This window comes from Chloroflexota bacterium, from assembly GCA_009840355.1.
Taxonomy (GTDB): Bacteria; Chloroflexota; Dehalococcoidia; order Lucifugimonadales; family JADFKI01; genus Bin90.
Window position 1 is genome coordinate 23,893 of record VXNZ01000012.1, and the last position, 18,111, is coordinate 42,003.

The window sequence follows — 18,111 nt, forward strand, 5'->3', positions numbered from 1 at the left end:
TTACACCAAACTAGCCCTCGTTCAGGAACTGCACGGCGGCATCAGGATCCAGCAGCGGGTAAATCTCGAACTCAGCCGGTATCATCTCCGACCATTCGGTCAGCAGCCGGTGCAATTCTTCATTGGACGCGACATCAAACAGCGCGACCGCACCGCGTCCGGTACGCGCGTAGAATGCGCGCGCCAGGCCTCTGTCCAGCTTATCCTGCGCCCAGGGCCAATATAACTTGCGCTGCTCGCGCACATCGGACGGGCGAGTCGGGTGCGGGCTGCTTATCGCTAGAAATAGCATTGGTGGTTTCCTTTCAGACCAAGGTCCCTGTCAGTTTGGGACTGCCATTCTATAACACTCTCCCGAATTGATGTTGAATAGGAAGGTTAGGACGGGGCTATGAATCATGCAAGCCGATTCTATAATTGATAAGGAAGCAACGAGCAAGTGCCATTTGCAGGAAAACAAGGCGTGTGATAACCTCAACGGCGGTCATAGATCTCGCCCGTCATAGCGGTTTCATGAGGAAAGGAGCGCCTCTTGATAAACTACACATGCATCGTGCAGGAAGGCGTCGTACCTAACGACCTTCGCGCCAAGCTGGCTGCCAATATCAAGCGCATCAGCGCCTCGGTGCTCGACATCGACGCGGACAGCATCCCGCTCGAGTACAGCGAAATCCGTAATGGATTTGGCTTTCGTGGAGGAGAAGTATCCACGACATCGATGATTCGCGGGCAGCTCACCGAGCCGATCGACCAAGAGACGCGCGAGGACTTTATGAAGCAGCTTTTGGACATGTGGCGCGCCGAGACGGGCTGCTCCGTTGACGAGTTGATAGTATCCGTCCGCGACCCGCAATAGCGAGTCACTTACAGATTGCAACAGGAAAAGAGAGAGGGAGAATAAATGCCATATTACAAGTGCATCGTGCCGGAAGACTCAGTCGAGTTCGAGACCAGGAAGGCGGTCGCCAAGGCGTTTACCGACATTCACTGCGGTGAGACGGGCGCGCCTCGCTCGTTTGTCCACTGCGAGTTCATCGAGTATCCCGAAGGCGGCGAAACCGGTTATGACAGCGGCACGCCGTACTACATGGACGGCGGCAACCGGGCCGGGCGCCCGCAGGAGGTCAAGGACCAGCTGCTCAGCGATCTGCTTGGCGCATTCGTGGAGATTACCGGCATTTCGCGAGACGACATAGCCGGCAGGATAACCGAGGGCAAAGCGTCGCAAACCATGGAAGGCGGCTTCGTCCTGCCTGAGCCCGGCGAAGAGGGTCCGGAGTGGTACGAGCACGACTCGGTGGCTGCGGACTAGCAACCGTTCGATCGAGTGGGTATACTGCCGATGTGATGGGCATGCCGGATGCGACTGGTATGCGACAATCTTGTCTCATCCTAACATTCCTCATTTGTGGGAAGGGACTGCCTGCTTGGCAATTCTCAATTGACTTACAAAATGCGCCCAGCGAAAACTGAGCGCATTTTTTTGCTATCATCAGGGAAACATCAGTGGGAAGTTACTGCGTTAATGCTGCAGGCGGTTGAAATGGCTTGCCGTGCTATATAGCATTAGCAGTGAAATTCAGTCAAGTTTTGCCCTGATGCGGCGAGAGGTACACTGAGATGGACTTGCACAAGCGAATGCGAGAAGCCCCGTATCACCGCTGGCTCGGCGTTGAACTCTTGCATGCCGATGGCGGCGAGGTTGAAGTGCGCATGCCGTTTCGCGAAGAGTTTCTGGCGTCAGACGACCGCTTGAGCGTGCACGGCGGCATCATTTCTACGCTCGCCGACTTAACCGCCTGCTTTGCGATGATGAGCAGCACGGGCAAGGACGCGCCAAATATGAATTTGCAAGTTGACTATCTGCGAATGGTGGGACCCGACACCGATCTGGTAGCGCGTGGCAAGGCAGTCAAGACAGGGCGTACAGTTGGCGTCGCCGATGTTGAGATACGCACGACCGAAGGCAGACTCGTAGCAGTCGGACGCTCTACACTGGTTAACAACGCGGCACCGCGCGAGACGCTTACCGGCAGAGGCTAGACATGTGCTGACATGTATCATAACTATGACACTTTGTATTTGGATGCCTGACGATAGTAATCCAGAGAGCGCGAATAAATAGCACTTACGAAGACCGTCGCAGCACGCCTGAAGACAAGCGATACCAGCTGCTAGACGGGGAGTTGATTATGACGGCAGCCCCGCGCAGAGCGTACCAAAGAGCAGGCACGAAACTGGTAACTCTGCTCGATAGCTATGTAGAGGCGCATGACTTGGGTGAAGTCTATGACGCGTCCTTCGATGTCGTGTTCAGCGATACGGATGTGGTACAGCCTGACTTGCTGTTCGTGTCCAAGGAGCGACTGTACATCAAAAACGACGACAATGTACGCGGTGCGCCCGACCTTGTCACCGAAATCCTATCCTCTTCGACGGCAAGCATCGACAGAAACTTCAAGCGCGCGTTATACGCCAAGCACGGCGTCAAAGAGTTCTGGCTCGTAGACACCGACGCTAGGAACATAACGGTGATGTTCCTCCGCGAACACGGCTATGAGGTTGTCGGCATCTACGGCGAAGGGCAGACCCTTACATCGCCCACGCTCGAAGGTTTAATACTCAACATCAGCGAGATTTTCTAGCGAACACTGCAGGTGCATCCATGCGCGCAGTCGTCATACATGAACACGGTGGACGGGACAAGCTTATTCTCGAAGAAGTCGCTGACCCGGTGCCGTCCACCGGCGAGATACTGATTCGCGTCAAGGCGGTCGGGCTGAACTACCTCGACATATTCGTGCGGCGCGGCATGCCGGGCTTGCCCATCGACCTGCCGCGCATATCCGGCGGCGACATAGCGGGCGAAGTCGTCGCGCTCGGCGATGGCGTGGAATCTGTGAGCATCGGTCAGCGCCTGCTCATAGATCCGGCAATCACGATGCCTGACGGGACAGGCGGCGCGCTCGGCGAGAGTGCGACAGGCGGATTGTCCGAGTACTTCGCCATCAGCGCGGACAACGCCATTCCCCTGCCCGACGATGTTACCTACGAACAAGCCGCCGCGCTGCCCATAGCGTACGGCACGGCTTGGCGAATGCTCATCACACGTGGCAGGCTACAAGCGGGTGAGAGCATCTTGATTCTCGGCGCGAGCGGCGGCGTGGGCACGGGCGCGGTGCAGATTGCCAAGATGCTCGGCTGCGAAGTGTTCGCCGCCGCAAGCAGCGCAGGCAAGCTCGCACAACTCAAAGAACTTGGCGCAGACCACCTCGTCAACTACACGGAACAACCGGAGTTTCACCGCTATGTGCGCGGCATCATGGGCGGCGAAGGGGTGGATGTAGTGGTCAACTACACGGGCGGCGACAGCTGGGTGCGTAGCCTCAAGGCGGTCAGGCACGGCGGGCGCATCCTGACCTGCGGCGCAACCGCCGGCTTCGAGCCTCCAACCGACATCCGCTATATTTGGCGTCGGGAAATGGACATTCTCGGATCGGACGGCTGGCGCAGACAAGACCTAATAGGCCTGCTTGACAAGGTGCAAGATGGCAGTATCATTCCTGTCATAGGCTCAGTGCTGCCGCTCGAAGAGACGGCTGAGGGACACCGCCTGCTCGAAGACCGCGAGATTTTCGGGAAGGTGATTATCACGCCATAAGCAAGCATGCCGTTTCACCGCCAATCCTATTGTGCTTTACCTGTCCTAAACTGCAATGTCGTATTGGGCTAGTCTCAGAAGCAAGATGAAAGACTTCGATGAGGTGATTATCACGCCATGACCGTGACCGTGAATGTTGAAAAGCATCCATCCAAGAACTTCGGCGAACTCTTCTGGCGGCCGGTCGCGCTGTATCCGGACAAGACCGTGATACAGCAGGGCGAAGTCTCGCTCACCTATGCCGATTTGGACGCACGCACGCAGCAGGTCGCGGCGGCGCTCGCGCGACTGGGCATCGGCAAGGACGACAAGGTGATGCTGCTGATGACCAATGACTACCGCTTCGTCGAGAGTCTGTTCGGCATCATTCGCATCGGCGCGGTGGCGGTCCCGGCGAACATCAAGCTAGGTAACGACGCGCTGATATACATCGCCGAGCATAGCGACTCGCGTATTCTCGTCGCGCACGAAGAGCTTGCGGACAGGGCGCAGGCGATTCATGATGGTGTTGCGAACGTCGAGCACACGTTGCTGGTTGACGGCGATATGCCCGGCATGCTTGACTACGAGACGCTGCTCGCCGCAGAACTCGATAGTTTCACGACAGCGGAAGTCGAAGACGACGATGTGGCGATGATGATGTACACATCCGGATCAACCGGCAGGCCCAAAGGCTGTCTGCTCAGCCACGCGAGCAAGTGGTGGACGGCGCGCTCTAACACGCGCGCGATGATGCACGTGCAGTCCGACCGCGCGCTCATAGTCGGTCCCTTGTACCACGCGAACGCGCTCTGGGGCAGCCTAATGCCGATGCTGTATGTCGGCGGCTCCGCTGCGATTCTGCCCGGCTTTGCCGCTGTCCCCGTAATCGAGGCGATTGACAGGCACAAACCCACATTCATGTCTGGCACACCATCGATGTACAGCCTGATGCTCGCCGAACGCGAAGCACTTCGGGTGAACGATGTAACATCCTTCGAGTTCCTGTCCTGCGGCTCTGCGCCTGTGCCTGAAGAGCTGATGCAGGAGATAAACCGCGTCTTCGGCTGTGAAGTCGTGGAGAGCTACGGCTTGACCGAAGCAGGCGCGAATGTGCTGACGCCGCGTTGGGGATTGAAGAAACTTGGCAGTTGCGGGTTGCCCGTGATGGATGTGCAAATCCGAATCGTGGACTTGGAAGACGACACGCGCAACTGTGAACCCGGCGAAATCGGCGAGCTCTGGAGCAAGGGTCCGCCCAACCTGATCGGCTACTACAAGCAGCCCGATGTAACCGCCGAGAAGATGACGCCCGACGGCTATGTGAAGTCAGGTGACCTCGTGTACGCCGACGAGCAGGGCTACATCTACTTTCAAGGTCGAGTGGACGATATGATTAACTGCGGCGGCGAGAACGTGTATCCCAAGGAAGTGGAAACTATCATCTTGGCGCACCCTGCCGTCGCCGATGTGAGCGTGGTGTCGGCGCGGCATCAGGTCAAGGGCGAAGCGCCGGTCGCATGGGTAGTGCTGCACAAGGGCGAAGACACTGATGAGATGGCGCTCAAGCAGTTCTTCTTCGCCAACGGTCCCGCCTACGCCCACCCGCGTCGCGTCTTCTTCCTGGAAGAGATACCCGTCTCAGGCACAAACAAGATCGACCGCAAGTGGCTCACCGAAGAGGCAGCGCGCCGCATTCCGCAGGGGATAACTGGCGGGATGGGATAGGCACGCGATAGCGCATACTGGTTATGGCATCTCCCCATACGCCCATGCCTTAACCAGATGGTGCGCTATGGCAAGCGGCGCGGGCACCGTCAGCTTCTCGCTCTTGCCCTCCAGCGCGAGCAGCACTTCAGAGCGCTCGAACCACTGCACGTCGGTCATCTCTTCGGCGTCCATGTTGATGTCCGTCGTGGCGGCTTCGGCGATGCAGCCTATCATCAGCGATGACGGGAAGGGCCAAGGCTGTGACGAGTGGTAGCGCACATTCTTCACTTCGATGCCCGCTTCTTCCCGAATCTCTCGCGCGACCGCCTCTTCGATTGCTTCACCCTGGTCCATAAAGCCCGCGAGTGCCGAGTACATCCGCATTCGTTGCAGTCGTCCGCGCGACTGCCCTAGCAAGCATCGGTCGCCTTCCTTGTCCTCTACGACGGTGATAACCACGGGGTCGGTGCGCGGGAAGTGCTGCGCCTTGCATACCGGGCAAAAGCGTACTTGCCCGCCGCGCCGCTTCTCCGACGGATTGCCGCAGACCGAACAATACCGATGTCGCCTGTGCCAGTCTATCTGCGCGCGCGCCTGCGCCACGATTCCGCCGTCTGGTATGGGCAGTAGTTCGCCCGCCGCGCGGCAGTCCTCGAACTTCATGCCGGACCATTCTTCGAGGAACACGGCCGCGTCGTCGTCCACCTCAATGGCGAAGTGCGTGGAGCCGTCCATCATTCCGAGTAGCGTCGGAGTGCTGACCGTGCCGTCCGCAGGGATAACGTCCTGCGGCAGCCAACCCAGCGTTGGTTCGGGGTCGATGCCGAGCAGCACATTCAGGCTGCTGAACGGCAGGTAAAGGCTCCGCGGGTCGCGTGCTTGCGCGTCAATCCAATCTTCGTCGCGCCGCTCGACCTCTCCTCTGTCCAACGGGTTGCCCGCGAATACATGTGGGGGATACAAGTGGCGCTCCTTTGGTTCATCGGTCAGTCTATCAGTGTCTCAGTCCGTCAGTCTGTTCAATGTCAGGGGGATTATACAGAACCCAGAAGGGCTTGTGCTATAATCCGCGCAGCCAAGGGCGAAAGGAACGCACGATGCCTCTGGAAAGCCTACTCTCGCTTGTACAAACACTGCGCGAGCGCATCAGCGAACATCGCAGCACACTCAGCCGAAACGAAATGCTTACGCGGTACGCATTAGTTGACCCATTGCTGCGCGAACTTGGGTGGGACACAGGAGACCCTGCGATAGTCGTTCCGGAGGATACATCTGGCCAGGGACGTGCCGACTATGTGCTACGAACCAACGGACAGCCCGTAATGGTGGTGGAGGCAAAGAGCTTGGGCAGTGGGTTGCAGAACGGCGCAAGGCAAGCCGTGGACTACGCGATGGACGCCAACCGCCAAGCGCGCTACTTTGCCATAACCGACGGCCAGAACTGGGTGACTTACGACACGAACAGACCTGCCAACGATATGCGCGTATCATCCTTCGACGTCATGTCGGCATCACCTGCCGAGGCGTGCTTGAAGGCTATGGCGCTTTGGCATCCTGCAGTCGAGCACGACAGCGTAATTGCTGCTGAAACTCCGTTAGTCGGGCTGGACGCCGTAGAGCGGGACGTAGCAGAACCAATTGTTCCGCCTGTACAGGGGCATGAACCTGCGCTGCAAGAGCAGTCTGCAACTCAGCGACGCTCTGCTGCCAACACGCAGCCAGGCGAAAGAGGTCAAAAATGGATTCCGCTGTCCGCCTTGAATCCGCAGGGAGGTGACGCTCCACCTGTCGAGATTCAGTTCCCTGACAATAGCAGAGTCGCGCTCGGAAAATGGAATACGGTTGCGATCGAGTCAGTTCGCTGGCTATTCACAAGTAACTACTTGAACGCCGGTAATTGGCGTATTCAACGTGCTACAAGATATATCGTATCCGATAGTCCGATTCACCCAAATGGAAAAGAATTCACGATATCCCGTAATGTAGGTCCGTTGCATGTAGAGATAAATTACAGTGGATTGAACCTTGTCAAGAACACGCAGATAATTATCGAGCATGCAGGCCAAGACCCATCCGAATTCAAAGTCCGCCTCCCACCCCAATAGCCCTCATCCTACCCATCCTCTACATCCCGTTATTCCCATCCAAGAGGAGCACGCTACAATGACCGATTTCCGCGGCAGTCACACCGTCCTAGCCACGCCTTTCACCGCAGACGGCAGCGCCATCGACACCGACGCCCTGCGCCAGCTGATTAACTGGCAAATCGAATCTGGCAGCCATGGGTTGATTCCGCTCGGCAGCACGGGCGAGTTTCTGTCTGTCAGCGACGATGAGCGCAGGGTGATTGTGGAGACTGCCGTGGATGCCGCTAACGGGCGCGTTCCCGTGCTCATCGGCACGGCGGACGAGTGGACGGAAAAGGCGGTGCGATATTCCGTCGAGGCGCAGGACGCCGGCGCGGACGGCTTGATGATTATCTCGCCATACTATTCCAGCCCAACTGAAGACGAGCTCTTCGAGCACTTTCGCCGCATCAGCGACACCGTGAGCATACCTATCATGGTCTATAACAACCCGAACACGGCGAATGTTGACCTGCGTCCGGAGTTTGTGGCGCGGCTGGGCGAATTGGACAATGTGCGCTACATCAAGGAATCGAGCGGCGATATATCGCGCGTCCGCGAGATTCACCGCATCAGCGACCGCGTGTCGGTGTTTGCGGGCTATCACCCATTCGAATCGCTGGCAGCGGGCGCGAAGGGCTATGTGTCGGTCATCGGCAATTTCCTGCCTGCGGAGTCGGCGGCGGTCTGCGACTTGATGGACGCGGGCAGGCACGACGAAGCGCTGCGCTTGTACAACCGCATGATACCGCTGCTGAACGCCATCGCCGGCGACAAGTATGTGTCCGCAACGAAGTGCGCGATGGCGGCGGTCGGCATGCCAATCGGCAATCCGAGACCGCCAAGACTCGCGTTGCCCGAAGCGGACGCGGCAAAACTACGCAGACTAATCGTCGAGTTCAAGCGGGAATCTATGATGCCGGAGGCGGTAGAAGCTGCGGACTAGATTGGGCTACATTGACCTAGACTAGACCATCAAGCAGACTGACCGTCATCCGGCTCGCTTGCAAATCGACATCCAAAACCACATCCGGAAGCGCGGGGATTAGGATGTCGCGGCGGTCGTCTTCGTGGACGACATACACGTCGTTGCTGCCGGTTACGATAATCTCGCTGATAGTGCCGAGGTTTTCGCCGTCTTCGGTTAACACCTGCATGCCGAGAATCTGGAAGTGGTAGTACACGCCATCAGGCAGAGGTTCGACCTGATCCGGCAGGATGGTCAGTTCTTCGCCGCGCAGAGATTCGGCTTGTGTTCTGTCGGCTACGGCGTCCAACTTCACGAGGATGCCGCGCTTATTCTTGCGCGAGCGTTCGACGCGGGTGGGCTTGCCTTTCAAACGCAATTCACTGCCCGCCGCGAACCGCTTAGGAGCGTCCGACAGCACCTCCACGCTCACATCGCCGTGCACGCCCCACGCAGAGCGTATTCTGCCTACGACTATGGGTTGTTCTTCGCTAGAGGCGGGCATGGGTAAACCGGCGATGGCGAGGCGGGCGATGGGTAAGAGGCCTGTGTTCGAGGGAAATGCGGGTGCTAGTCAATTTTGAAGACGACTCGCGTGTTTTCCTTGACGGCAGCCACGCGCAGGAGCGCGCGGATGGACTGCGCCACCCTGCCCTGTCTTCCGATGACTTTGCCTTTGTCCGATGGTGCGACTTCGAGGCGCAGAACTAGGAATCCGTCGTCTTCCTCTTCTTCGATGACCACGACTTCATCCGGCTCGGATACGATTGCCTTTGCGATGTATTCGACGATGTCTTTCATTGCTAGCTTGTCGTCTCCGTATCGTCAGCGCCGTCCGAGCCTTCGTCAGAATTCGCGTCGTCCGCGGAATCGCTTTCGGCAGCGGCTTCGGCTGCTACGGCTTCTGCTGGCGCGGCTTCTGCGGCGGGCGGTCCCATCTTGTCTATTATGCGCTGCACAGCGTCCGACGGCTTTGCGCCGACGCTGAGCCACTTGCGCGCCTTTTCCTCGTCAATGACCACCGTCGGTGGCTCCGTGCGCGGGTTGTAGTGGCCAAGGTAGTCCACGAAAGCGCCGTCTCGCGCCGCCCTCGAATCGGCGACCACTATGCGGTAGCTCGGCTGGTTCTTCGCGCCGACCCGTCTCAATCTCATCCTGAGCATCGTGCTGATAATCCTTCCTAGTCGTCCCAGTTGCACGCCGTAACGCGCCAGCGCATGGTGAGCAAAGTTCGTCGCAGTACTAGCTCGCGTTCTTTGCGTTTTGCAGCGCCTTCATAATTCTCGACTTGCGGCGCGATGCGTTGTTCGCGTGCAGTGCGCCCTTTTGTGCCGCCTTATCCAACGCTACGAACGCCGACTGTACCGCCTTCTCGGCGCTGTCGATGTCATTGGCGTCGATTAGCGCCCGCGCCTTCCTGACTTCCGTTTTGGCTCGCGTACGCAGCGGTAAATTGCGATCGCGCTTGCGAACCTGAACTCGTGCTGATTTTGCGCTTGGCACTTTGTCGTCCTCCTGAATTGCAGCCGATGGGCTTCGTCCTCTGTCGGCTTATCGTTTGCGTTTAACCTGGTGGCTAGACTCTTCCCCTGCTGACGCCAATAACGCCGCGCACGCTCTCCATCTTGGAGAACAGCCGGTTTAGCTGGCTAATGCCGTCAACATATACGGTCAGAGAAATAATGCTGGTGTCCTTCTCTTCCTCCGACACGCATGAAGCTATGTTAACACCTTCTTCGGAAACAAGGGAAGTAATATCGCGGAGCAGCCCTACCCGGTCTTGCGCTTCCAGTCGAACACGCACCGGATATAGCTCGTGCGCGCGACTCCAGGCGACATTGACCAGACGCTCGGTCTCGCGCTCAGCGAGGATGTTGGAGCAGTTGCGCCGGTGCACCGTTACGCCACGGGTTCGCGTGATGTAGCCGATGATGTCGTCGCCCAGCACGGGCGTGCAGCAGTTCGCCATGCGGGTGAGCAAGTCGCCCACGCCCAGCACTTCGACGCCTGACGCGGGACCGGTCGTCGGCACCTTATATATCTTCTCAAAGTCTGGATCCGGCGGTATCTCTTGGCTTGCGATGCGCTCGACAACCTGCTCGACGGTGATTTCGCCGCCGCCCAAGGCGACCATGAATTCGTCCGCGCCGTTGAAGCCGAGCGCGCTGGCAAGCTCTCCATCCGTCATTGCCTGATTTAGGCGGCGCAATTGCCGGCGGAATATGTCCTTGCCGCGCTCAAGGCTTGCGCGCCGCTCCTGCCGGTTAAACCACTGTCGCACCTTTGTGCGCGCGGAGTTTGTACTGAGGTAGCCCAGGCTAGGGTTAAGCCAGTCTAGGCTAGGTCCCCTGACCGCCTTGCTGGTCATAATTTCAACCGTGTCGCCATTCTGAAGCTGGTAGGTGAGTGCGACCAGCTTGCCGTTCACCTTCGCGCCGATGCAGCGATAGCCAACATCGGTATGAATGCGGAACGCGAAATCCAGCGGTGTCGCGCCGGCGGGCAGTTCCTTCAAGTCCCCCCTTGGCGTATAGACGAAGACCTGATTCTTGAATATGTCGGTCTTAAACGACTCTACATACTCGTGCGGATTGCTGACATCGCGCTGCCAGTCAAGAATCTGACGCAGCCACGTCATCTTCTCGTCGAACTCTACGTCCGCAGTCTTGCCTTCCTTGTAGAGCCAGTGCGCGGCAACGCCGTATTCCGCGAGGTTGTGCATCTCACGTGTGCGTATCTGTACTTCGACCGGGTGCGCGTCGATGCACAGCACCGTGGTGTGCAGCGACTTATACAGGTTGTCTTTCGGGTTGGCGATGTAGTCGTCGAATTGACCGGGCAACGGTCGCCAGTTAGAGTGCACTACGCCGAGCGCTAGATAGCAATCCCTAACCGAGTCCACGAGAATTCGCAGCGCGAACAAGTCGTGGATGTCGTTCACGCCCAAGTTCTGCCGGCGGTACTTCTCGGTCTTCTTGTGGATGCTGTAGATGTGCTTCGGCCTGCCCGTAACCTCCGCCGTAATGTCCGCCTTGTCCAGCTCGGATTGCAGCAGCGAGCGCACGCTCTCGATGTAGTCCTCGCGTTCCTGCCGCTTGGCGTTCAGCATGCTGGAGATTTCCTGATACGCGTCGTTGTTCAGGTGCTGGAACGCCAGGTCTTCCAGCCGCCACTTGACTTCCCAAATGCCAAGCCGGTGCGCGAGCGGCGCGAACACTTCAAGCGTTTCCTTCGCGATCGCCCTGCGTCTGTCCGGCGAGAGCGCCTGCAATGTCCGCATGTTGTGTAGCCTGTCCGCCAGCTTGATTAGAACGACGCGGACATCTTCCGCCATCGTAACGAGCATCTTGCGCAGGCTTGCGGCTTGCCCTATGTCAACTTCGTTGCCGCGCAACAGGAAGCCGTTTCTGCCCTCCTCAGCGTCTAACTCCGCCTTGGTCAGCTTCGTTACGCCATCGACCATTCCGGCAATCTCACCGCCGAATTCGTTCTCAATGTCCTCGAGGCACACATCACAGTCTTCGACGACATCGTGCAGGAGCGCGGCGGCGAGCGCGTTGGCGTCCAGCCGCAGGTCGGCGAGATAAAGCGCGGTCTGCAGTGGGTGTTCAATGAACGGCTCGCCGGAGCGCCGCACTTGTCCATCGTGGGCTTTCGCCGCGTACGCATACGCCTGATCGATGATGCCGAGCCTGTCTGCTGGGATGTATGTCCTTGCCTTGTCTAGTAGCGTATCAACCATAAATCTCCACGCCTGTGCTGCGCGTCAATCGGGTAATCGGACTAATGCATTAAGTATATCCTAGCGAACGCCGCCATACAATCGGCAACGGGTGTCATAAGTCCATTCTCGCCTCCTAGTGGGGAGATTAGAATAGGGTGTGAACGGGCATGCTTCCAATAAGCGTGGAATTATTGAAACATAGCAATTACAACTGCCTGTTGGGCACCCGTCTTGCCTGCGAGTATGATTCCCAGCTATACGCCGCGGCGCCGGCGCACAGCAGGACGACACCGACGATAAGCCCGCGACCAGGGTCTTCGCCGAGTATGAGCCAGGCGAGGATGATGCCCGCAATCGGCTGCGCGAAGTAGTAGAAGGTGATGGACGACGGCAAGTATCGCTTCACCAGCCACGCATTGGCTAGGAAACCCACACCCGCAATCACAACGCCCTGATAGGCGAGCGCCAACCAGAATCTGCCTTCAAGCGTGTAATTGGAGCTTTCGAAGATGTAGCTCCCGGCGAGAAGCAGCACCGTACCGATAATCAGCTGCCCCAGCATCAGCTTGGCTTCCGATACATCCTGCGCGAAGTTCGACAGCAGAATTATCCTGAATCCCAGCAGTCCCGCCGAGATGAAGCTCAGCACATCGCCGAGCAGCGTAACGCCCTCTTGCGCCACGACCGCATCGCCGAATACGACGACCAACACGCCGGCATACGCGACGACGAGGGCGACGGCCTTCCACACGGTCAGCCTATCCGATGGGATGAAGAACCGCGCAAGCGTCGCCGTCCAGATTGGCAGCGTTGAGTTCAGCGCCACACCATGCCCTGCGGATGTGAGGTCCTGACCGACATTCATTATCGCGAGCTGAGTGGCGAAAATTAGGCCGATAATCAAGACCGGCTTGATTTCGTGCTTTGCCAAGCCCAACGATTCGCGTCTGATTACCATGTACGCCAGCGTAACCAGACCGCCGAGAATGAAGCGCATCCAGCCGACTTGCATCGGCGCGGCGTAGTCTAGGGACGCCTTCAGGCTGACATTGTTGCCGCCCCACATCATCGCCAACAGCAGCGAGAATCCGCTAGGAATCAGCCCCGCCGGTCTGCGTACTTCCCCGTAAGATTCGCTCAATTATCTAAACGACCCTTCACAAGCATCTTGTGTTTCCGGCGCCGCGCCCCCAATTGGAAGACAAGACTACCTACTCTTTCTTTCACCAAATGGCGTAGCCAAATATCCCTTCCATCCAAATAGCGAAAGGTTTGGAATGAAGGCAAACACTAGATTTTGTTGATATTTCACAATTGCGCCCCGTCATTCCTGCTGAAGCAAGAATTCAGCACTTGCAAGCGGCGTTAATATAACAATGAATGCTAAATATGAGATTTCGGATTCCCGTTTTCACGGGACGCCTCAATTGTCCATACAACCTGGCAAGACCAGCCCTGCCACACCAGTGATTAGGCACGCGGGACATTCTAACACACTGCGGCGAACACAATCGCAATCGTAGGTCCATCTGCGTCATTGCTTGCCGCCGGAATTGTATTCCTCGCAATGCGTAAAGTCTGAAGTCGTGATAGGTCAAGCGGGCAAAGATTTCAGCACACATTGCACGCTGTGGTACAATTCGTTCTCGCAAGTCGCACTGACAACGCCTCTTTTGACAAGGAGCATCATCGCCAATGTGTGCCGACCGCATAGACAGAGTATCGCCCTCGCCGATTAGCGGCTTTCCGGAATGGTCGCCCGCAGAGCGCCTGATCGAGCAGGATATGCTTGACCGCATCCGTGCGTCGTTCGAGCTGTTTGGCTTTTCGCCCATTGAGACGCCCGCCATCGAGCGCAATTCCGTGCTGACTGCCAAGGGCGGCGAAGAGACCGAGCGTCAAATTTACAGCCTGACCGGGCTGCACGCGCAGTCCGGCGACGAAAGACGCGACTACTCGCTGCACTTCGACTTGACGGTACCTCTTGCGCGGTATGTGGCGCAGCACAACAACGAGCTTGTCTTCCCATTTCGCCGCTACCAGATTCAGAAAGTCTGGCGCGGCGAGCGTCCGCAGCACGGTCGATTCCGCGAGTTTACACAGTGCGACATCGACATCGTGGGCGACGGCAAGCTTAGCCTGATGGCAGACGCAGAAATCCCTGCCGTAATATCCAATGTGTTCAACAGTCTGAACATTGGCGATTTCACGATACGCATCAGCAATCGCAAGATACTCACCGGCTACCTGGAACATCTCGGCTTTGGCGCGGGCAATGCTGCCGTCGTACTGCGCGAAGCGGATAAAATTGACCGACAGGGCACCGTACCACTGCTGCAGGCGCTAGATAGTATGCCCGACGGCAAGGCGGCTGCGGACGACATCTTAGCGCTTGTGCAGACGAGTGGCGGCGCGGCTGAAGTGCTGGAAAGGCTCAGTTCTTTCGAGGGCGGCGATCTGTACCGGCAGGGCGTGGACGAGCTGAAGGCTGTGTTCGAGCATGCCGCGGCGTTCGGTATCGAAGAGGACAACTTCTCCGCCGACATCGGAATCGTGCGCGGTCTGGACTACTACACCGGCACAATCTACGAGACGCGGCTTGACGACCACCCACATTTGGGCAGTATCTGCTCCGGCGGGCGGTACGACGACCTTGCCAGCTACTTCATTCGCAAGACGCTGCCCGGCGTGGGCATATCCATCGGGCTGACGCGGCTGTTTTCGCAGCTGCTGCAGGCGGGCATCGTGAAGGGCGGCAGCGCGTCCGCCGCACAGGTGCTGGTAACCACACCGGATGCCAGCCTCACAGCGGCCGCAATCGAAATCGCCAGTGCGTTGCGCGCGGAGAGCGTAAACACCGAGATTTTCTTCGAGCAGTCGCGGCTTGGCAGACAACTGCGGTACGCATCGCGCAAGGGCTTCAGGCTCGCCGTAATTCCGCTTTCCGAAGATTTGGAGCGCGAACAGGTCAGGTACCGAGATATGGACGCCGGCGAAGAATACACAGTCGCCATCGCAGACCTGCCGAAGGAAGTCGCGCGCCATCTGACGCAGTGTTAGAAACGAGCCGCCCGGAAGAGTCCCTTCCCACTTGATTGAGGAAGATTAGGATGAGGTGATGGTCCGAAATTGTCCACAAGTGTGCATTCAGATCAGCCCCTTACCAAAGAAGTATCATTGAGTAATAGTCGCGGCATCACACACTGTCACCACAGAAAGGCAAAACCCGAATGATTGGATTTATTGGCGGCACGGGACCTGAGGGACGCGGACTCGCGCTTCGGTTCGCGCTTTCCGGCGAAGACATTCTCATCGGCTCGCGGGATATGGAGCGTGCGAAATCGGCGGCGGACAGCGTGCGTGAGATTGCGCCGGCCATCTCAATCGACGGTGGATTAAACTCGGACGTCGCGGCGCAATCGGACATTGTCGTAATTGCCGTGCCGTATTCGGCGCAGAAGCCAACGCTCGAATCGCTTACAAGCGAACTGTCCGGCAAGCTCATCATCAACGTGGTCGCGCCGTTGGCGTTCAACAAGGGTATCGCAAGCGCGGTCAGGGTCGAAGCAGGTTCAGCGGCATTAGAAGCGCAGGAAATCGTGCCGGATGCCATACACACGGCGGCATTCCACAATGTGAGCGCACAGGAGCTACTTATACCCGACAGGCCACTGGACACAGACATCATAGTATTCGCCAATGACGCGGATGCCAAGTGCAAGGTCATTGCCCTCGCCGAAACAATAACGGGCGCGCGTGGCATAGATGGCGGCGGCTTGATGAACGCGCGATACTGCGAAGACCTTACAGCCTTGCTGCTGAACATCAACCGCATCTACAAGGCGCACTCTATGATTAAGATTGTTGGCGTGTAGCGCGATTTGCGATCCATAAACGACAGACAATACATCGAAAGTGACGGTTACACAGCGAATCGACCCCATCCTCACCTTCCACTTCAAAGGGAAAAGGGATGAGAAAATCAGGCAAGGAGTAGTCATGCAGTTAAGAGTGCTTGGTGCCCACAATGGGGAAAGCCGCCGGACACGGATGTCGGGTTATTTGGTTGACGACGTGCTTGCGCTCGACGCCGGCTCGCTGACGCGCTCTTTGACGCACGGCGAACAATGCGGGATACGCGCGATCATCCTGTCGCACCGGCACTTCGACCATGTGAAAGACTTGCTGCCGTTGGGCATCGGAGTTCGCAACGAAGGCGTTACCATCGATGTGTACGCCATACAGGACACGGTGGACGCGGTAACAGAGACGCTGATGAACGGCAGGCTATTCCCCAATTTCCTAGAATCGCCAAGCGAAGATGCGCCGACATTTCGGATGCACACGGTCAATTTCTACCAGCCGTTCCGCGTGCTTGGCTATGACGTCGTAGCGGTACCCGTATATCACTCGGTTCCTACGGCTGGTTTCCAGATTGACGATGGCAGCATGCGGCTATTCTACACCGGAGACACGGGCAAGGGCTTGTGGAAGGCATGGGAGCATGTTGCGCCGGATGCGCTTCTCACCGAAGTTACATTCGGCAACGAAAATGCGGTTGGCGCACGGGCTGCAGGCCATCTAACGCCCAAGATACTGAAGGATGAACTGGACAGATTCCGCGCGACTCACGGGCGTTTGCCTGAGACAATCGTCTCGCACATCAACCCTGCGTGGGAAGACGCAGTGCGCCGTGAACTCGCCGAAATTAGCGCTGCGACCGGACAGCAATTTACGATTGCGGATGCCGATATGCACCTCGACCTTTCGCGCGATTCAATGACTGTCGTGGAGAATTAGGCATGGCGAGAAAAACGGCATTCGTTTACGCTGACGAACTTTCGAGGCACACGCTGAGTGAGACACACCCGATGAAGCCGGCGCGCCTGCGCTACACCTACGAATTGCTGCAAGCCTACAACGCCTTCGACGCGCCTAATGTATCGGTCGTCGCGCCACGTGAGGCGCTGCTCGAAGAAATCCGGTGGTATCACTCCGCGGACTATGTTGATGCGGTGCAACGGCTGAACAACGGCGATGTGAGCGTTGATCAGCGCAAGTTCAACTTCGGTCCAGGAGACAATCCAGCGTACCGCGGCATCTACGATGCGTCCGCGCTATCCACCGGCGCGACGATGACGGCGGTCGAAATGCTGCTTTCGGACGAAGTGGACGCGGCATTCAGCATATCCGGTGGGTTGCACCATGCGATGCCGTCATACGCATACGGCTTCTGCGTGTTCAACGACCCGGTCATCGGCATCAAGCGGCTGTTGGCGGAAGGCTTGCGAGTCGCATACGTGGACATCGACTGCCATCACGGCGACGGCGTACAGCACGCATTCTATGACACGGACGCGGTGATGACCATTTCGTTGCACGAATCCGGCGCGTTCCTGTTCCCCGGCACCGGGCATACGCAGGAAATTGGCGCGGGCAGGGGCAGAGGCTACTCCGTGAATATGCCGCTCTACCCGTACACGAGCGACGAAGTGTACTTATGGGCGCTGCGCGAAGTGGCGATGCCGCTGCTGCATCGATTCCGTCCAGATGTGCTAGTAACGCAATTGGGCATCGACTCGCACTTCCGCGACCCGATAACGCATCTCGCGCTGTCCGTGCAGGGACACGCGGCGGCAGTTCAGGAACTAGCATCGCTTGGCGCGCGCAAGTGGCTCGCGCTCGGAGGCGGCGGTTACGACTTGCAGGCCGTAGCAAGGGCGTGGGCGATGGACCTCGCCGTCATGTCCGAGCAGAACTTGCCTGCCGGCATCCCGCAAGATTACGCCGCGCAGTATGGCGTTTCCACTTTGCGCGATGTGGAAGAGCCACCCCTTCAAGCGGACATGATTAGGGATGCCAGGACGTTCGCAGAGGCAGGCGTACAGTCTGTCCAACGGCTGGTGTTCAGCGCGCTGGGGCTGCGCTGATTGAGTTACGGTGC

At 57.9% G+C, this 18,111-nt stretch carries 20 protein-coding genes; 12 read left to right on the plus strand and 8 right to left on the minus strand.

Going from position 1 to position 18,111, the window contains the following annotated elements; all coding sequences use genetic code 11:
- Window positions 1-10 precede the first annotated feature (10 nt).
- Window positions 11-292, minus strand: coding sequence for a hypothetical protein (locus tag F4X57_02930; GenBank protein MYC06122.1), 282 nt, complete (start codon window positions 290-292; stop codon window positions 11-13).
- A 240-nt stretch (window positions 293-532) separates the two neighbouring features.
- Between F4X57_02930 and F4X57_02935 the strand changes: the two genes are divergently transcribed.
- The 6 genes from F4X57_02935 to F4X57_02960 all read left to right on the plus strand — a co-directional run bounded on the left by F4X57_02935 (window position 533) and on the right by F4X57_02960 (window position 5,368).
- On the plus strand, window positions 533-856 hold the full coding sequence (locus tag F4X57_02935) for a hypothetical protein (GenBank protein ID MYC06123.1): 324 nt from the start codon (window positions 533-535) through the stop codon (window positions 854-856).
- Between the two features lie 45 nt (window positions 857-901).
- Window positions 902-1,312 carry a hypothetical protein gene (locus F4X57_02940; GenBank protein ID MYC06124.1) on the plus strand — a complete coding sequence of 137 codons (411 nt, stop codon included), beginning with the start codon at window positions 902-904 and terminating at the stop codon, window positions 1,310-1,312.
- A 308-nt stretch (window positions 1,313-1,620) separates the two neighbouring features.
- Window positions 1,621-2,043 carry a PaaI family thioesterase gene (locus F4X57_02945; protein ID MYC06125.1) on the plus strand — a complete coding sequence of 141 codons (423 nt, stop codon included), beginning with the start codon at window positions 1,621-1,623 and terminating at the stop codon, window positions 2,041-2,043.
- A 47-nt stretch (window positions 2,044-2,090) separates the two neighbouring features.
- A complete protein-coding gene (locus tag F4X57_02950; protein ID MYC06126.1) occupies window positions 2,091-2,645 on the plus strand; it encodes a Uma2 family endonuclease in 555 nt (184 codons plus the stop codon).
- A 20-nt stretch (window positions 2,646-2,665) separates the two neighbouring features.
- On the plus strand, window positions 2,666-3,661 hold the full coding sequence (locus F4X57_02955) for a zinc-binding dehydrogenase (protein MYC06127.1): 996 nt from the start codon (window positions 2,666-2,668) through the stop codon (window positions 3,659-3,661).
- Window positions 3,662-3,778: 117 nt separating this feature from the next.
- A complete protein-coding gene (locus F4X57_02960; protein MYC06128.1) occupies window positions 3,779-5,368 on the plus strand; it encodes an acyl--CoA ligase in 1,590 nt (529 codons plus the stop codon).
- Between the two features lie 21 nt (window positions 5,369-5,389).
- Here F4X57_02960 and nudC read toward each other — a convergent pair whose 3' ends face one another.
- A complete protein-coding gene (gene nudC, locus F4X57_02965; protein MYC06129.1) occupies window positions 5,390-6,340 on the minus strand; it encodes an NAD(+) diphosphatase in 951 nt (316 codons plus the stop codon).
- Between the two features lie 32 nt (window positions 6,341-6,372).
- Between nudC and F4X57_02970 the strand changes: the two genes are divergently transcribed.
- Window positions 6,373-7,455, plus strand: coding sequence for a hypothetical protein (locus F4X57_02970; protein ID MYC06130.1), 1,083 nt, complete (start codon window positions 6,373-6,375; stop codon window positions 7,453-7,455).
- 58 nt (window positions 7,456-7,513) lie between these two features.
- Window positions 7,514-8,422: a dihydrodipicolinate synthase family protein gene (locus F4X57_02975; protein MYC06131.1), complete on the plus strand. Its 909-nt coding sequence runs from the start codon at window positions 7,514-7,516 to the stop codon at window positions 8,420-8,422.
- Window positions 8,423-8,438: 16 nt separating this feature from the next.
- Here the strand turns inward: F4X57_02975 and rimM are convergent, their stop codons facing one another.
- From rimM to F4X57_03005, 6 genes are all read right to left on the minus strand, one after another.
- The gene (gene rimM / locus F4X57_02980; GenBank protein MYC06132.1) at window positions 8,439-8,948 is read right to left on the minus strand and encodes a 16S rRNA processing protein RimM; all 510 of its coding nucleotides are present in this window, start codon (window positions 8,946-8,948) and stop codon (window positions 8,439-8,441) included.
- Between the two features lie 65 nt (window positions 8,949-9,013).
- Window positions 9,014-9,244, minus strand: a complete 231-nt coding sequence (locus F4X57_02985) for a KH domain-containing protein (protein MYC06133.1) — start codon at window positions 9,242-9,244, stop codon at window positions 9,014-9,016.
- A 2-nt stretch (window positions 9,245-9,246) separates the two neighbouring features.
- Window positions 9,247-9,606, minus strand: coding sequence for a 30S ribosomal protein S16 (gene rpsP / locus F4X57_02990; GenBank protein ID MYC06134.1), 360 nt, complete (start codon window positions 9,604-9,606; stop codon window positions 9,247-9,249).
- 79 nt (window positions 9,607-9,685) lie between these two features.
- Entirely contained in the window at window positions 9,686-9,946 is a 261-nt protein-coding gene (locus F4X57_02995) for a 30S ribosomal protein S20 (protein MYC06135.1), read from the minus strand.
- A 73-nt stretch (window positions 9,947-10,019) separates the two neighbouring features.
- Entirely contained in the window at window positions 10,020-12,185 is a 2,166-nt protein-coding gene (locus F4X57_03000) for a bifunctional (p)ppGpp synthetase/guanosine-3',5'-bis(diphosphate) 3'-pyrophosphohydrolase (protein ID MYC06136.1), read from the minus strand.
- Between the two features lie 187 nt (window positions 12,186-12,372).
- On the minus strand, window positions 12,373-13,308 hold the full coding sequence (locus F4X57_03005) for a DMT family transporter (protein ID MYC06137.1): 936 nt from the start codon (window positions 13,306-13,308) through the stop codon (window positions 12,373-12,375).
- A gap of 554 nt (window positions 13,309-13,862) precedes the next feature.
- Between F4X57_03005 and hisS the strand changes: the two genes are divergently transcribed.
- From hisS to F4X57_03025, 4 genes are all read left to right on the plus strand, one after another.
- The gene (gene hisS, locus F4X57_03010; GenBank protein MYC06138.1) at window positions 13,863-15,227 is read left to right on the plus strand and encodes a histidine--tRNA ligase; all 1,365 of its coding nucleotides are present in this window, start codon (window positions 13,863-13,865) and stop codon (window positions 15,225-15,227) included.
- A gap of 170 nt (window positions 15,228-15,397) precedes the next feature.
- The gene (gene npdG / locus F4X57_03015; protein MYC06139.1) at window positions 15,398-16,042 is read left to right on the plus strand and encodes an NADPH-dependent F420 reductase; all 645 of its coding nucleotides are present in this window, start codon (window positions 15,398-15,400) and stop codon (window positions 16,040-16,042) included.
- 124 nt (window positions 16,043-16,166) lie between these two features.
- Window positions 16,167-16,967 (plus strand): hypothetical protein, encoded by an 801-nt coding sequence (locus tag F4X57_03020; protein ID MYC06140.1) that lies wholly within the window; start codon window positions 16,167-16,169, stop codon window positions 16,965-16,967.
- Window positions 16,968-16,969: 2 nt separating this feature from the next.
- Window positions 16,970-18,097 (plus strand): acetoin utilization protein AcuC, encoded by a 1,128-nt coding sequence (locus tag F4X57_03025; protein ID MYC06141.1) that lies wholly within the window; start codon window positions 16,970-16,972, stop codon window positions 18,095-18,097.
- Window positions 18,098-18,111: the final 14 nt, after the last annotated feature.